This window comes from Streptomyces sp. NRRL S-340, assembly GCF_000720185.1.
In the GTDB taxonomy this organism is placed as follows: Bacteria; Actinomycetota; Actinomycetes; order Streptomycetales; family Streptomycetaceae; genus Streptomyces.
In genome coordinates this window covers 1-2,580 of the sequence record NZ_JOIY01000088.1, presented here as the reverse complement: position 1 = coordinate 2,580, position 2,580 = coordinate 1, and the positions used below count along the sequence as shown (strand labels likewise).

At 68.4% G+C, this 2,580-nt stretch carries 2 pseudogenes; both read right to left on the bottom strand.

Annotated elements, in window-relative coordinates:
- Positions 1–1,242: 1,242 nt before the first annotated feature.
- Positions 1,243–1,947 (bottom strand): annotated as a pseudogene (locus IG64_RS37040) (lipase family protein); the annotation flags it as partial.
- Positions 1,948–2,288: 341 nt separating this feature from the next.
- Positions 2,289–2,580, bottom strand: a pseudogene (locus IG64_RS37035) (transposase); the annotation flags it as partial.

Genomic DNA, 2,580 nt, shown 5'->3' with positions numbered 1-2,580 from the left:
CATGCCGGTCCAGCGCCTGGCTCCCGAGGGCAGCGCGCTACCCGCAGAGGTGCTGCTCGATCAGTGGGACCACGCGGGGCTCAACCTCTCATGACCGCCCCTCACGTACTCAGGGGAGCCAAGCAGACGGCCAACCGTGCGGGCCGGACCGCACGGCTGCGACCACCACGCCCTGGGACTCGCGGAAGGCCGCCCTCCCACGGATGAGAGAACGGCCTCCGACCTGCGAGAAGCAGGGTCGAGATGACAGGACTTGAACTTGCGCTCCCTTTGACCTCCCCCGGGCCCTCTCGGCCCTGAGGCGGTCGCGCATCACGTCTGCCCGCCCCGATCGTGGGTGGGCAGCTACTCCACCGCGCACAGAAGATCGGGGCTCACGACGTTCCCGCCGACAGCACGCCCGTTGTCAGTGGTGTGGGAAAGAATCCTTGCGTGGCGACTTTCCCTGGGACCGAACGCTATACAGATGACGTTCCACACCTCGACCTGCTCAACGGTGCCCCGGACGAGCACGGCACCCTGGTTCCTCCGGGCACCTGAGGAACGACCGGGTGAGGTGCCCAGCGTTTCGGACGCGGAAGGGCGCCCTCTCATGGATAGGGGAACGGCCTCCGACATGCGTTTCCTTATGGTCGGGACGATAGGGGTTGCACCTGCGCCACTTTGACCCAGGAGCTGCAGGGCCCGGATCAAGCTCTGCCACGGGGCGTGCCGGGGCGGTGCGAGGGCTGTAGCCGACCAGGAGGTCGAAGCGCTGGGCGCATCCGCCCTCTTCCTCGATCTTCACCACGGTCCACGCTGAAATCAAGATCCGTGCACCGCCCACTGGTCCCCAGAGCTGGTCCCCAAGCCAACGTTGCTGAACTTTCGGTCCAGTTGGAGCAAAATCGACCGGCTGGTTGCGATCCTCGATCGTCCCGAAAGACAGCCAGCACGGCTCGGCTCCACTGTGGTGAGGCCCAGCGCCTGGCGCTGCGATCCTCGGCCGCCCCGGAGAGCGACCGCCACGCGGCGGCAGTCCCGCGGTCCGAGCACTCCAGGCCGTAGTTGCGATCCACGGTCGCCCCGGAGGGCAACCGCCAGCGGCGTTCTGCCACAGAGGTGGATTGTGCCGTCCGCGCTGCGATCCTCAGTCGCTTCTGGGGGCGACCGCCGCTCCTGGTTCGCCTTTCAAGCGTTTCCGGACCCGGAGCGGCTGCGGGACGAGTTGCACAAGGGTCGTCCGGGTGGTTCGGAGGCGGTGAGACGACCGATCAGCGGCATCGTCTCGTGGACCCGGCCGCGGGAGTCGATGTAGCGCAGCGCCTTGGGTGTAGGCGGGCTCGGGCGGGAGCTGGGGGACGATGTCGTTGTCGTTGACGAAGCGGTACGTGCGGTTCTTGAAGCCCTTGTTGTAGGCGGCGGCCAGGAGCCGGTCGCAGGTACGGGGCTGGCCGTAGGTGTAGACGCCGTCCGCGGCCAGGCGCGGCTCCTCCAGGTACATGCGGGCGCCGGCGAGCATGGCCGGCGCCCCGCCCAGGCTGTGGCCGGTGAACCACACGCTCTGCCCGTTCGTGCGCAGTTCGGCGAGGGTGTCCCTGACGGTGGGGAAGATGGAGTCAAGGGCTTCAGCGAAGCCGTAGTGGACGTATCCGGTGCCTGCGGGCCGCGGCTGGGCGGGGTGGTGGCGTCCGAGAGCCAGTCCTTGATCTGAGCGGGCTCCGTACCGCGGAACGCTGTGACGATCATGTCGTCGCTGGCCATGGTGTAGGCCTGGGTGTCCTCCAGCGGAATCGGCGGCGTGAACCGCGTCTCGTGGTGACGGGCCCGGTCGAAACCCCACCCCCGGGCCTGCCGGTCGCTGATCGCCTCGTCCTTGTAGGCCAGGTCGCACACCTGGACCAGCCAGTAGGCGCGCTCCAGGCTGTAACCGTCCGCCAGGTGACCGATCTTCGTCGGCACAGCCATAGAAGAAGTCCCCTCTCAGCGGGTTCAGGACGCGGGCCACACGGTATGGGATCGTCGTGGCGGTCGCCGTCTGCAACCTGTCACAACCACCGTCCCGGCACCTCGCTGATCGCGGCACCCGCTGCTGCGCCGAACGGGGCCGCCCGCACTCGTACTCCCGCCGCCACGTACATGTCGCACAGACCGGGGTGCTACCGCTGGCCGGAGCCGGACGACACCTCCGGCCGCGCCTATCGCTGGTACGGCGCCACCGTCACGAGGCCCTCGCCGAGCGTCGCGCCCACCGGAAGTCCGGCGGCTGACCGCGCTGACACGTCCCATTCCCAAGCAAGGTGGTCGTAGTCGTAGCCCTTGTCCGCATGCAGCTTGGCGGGGCAGCGCCGGCGCGGGCCGCGGCGGGAGCGGATCGGAGGGATGCCGCGCACGAGCGGCTCCAGCGCCTGGCTGTCGTGGAGGTTCGCGCCGGAGATCCCGATGGACAGGGGCAGACCGGTCCGCTCGCTGATCAAGTGGATCTTCGATCCCTTCTTGCCGCGATCTACGGGATTCGGACCTGTCAGATCCCCCCTTTCAGAGACCGCATGTTCACCGAGTCGATCGCGCAGCGCGACCAGTCCAGCTCGCCGCGCGAGC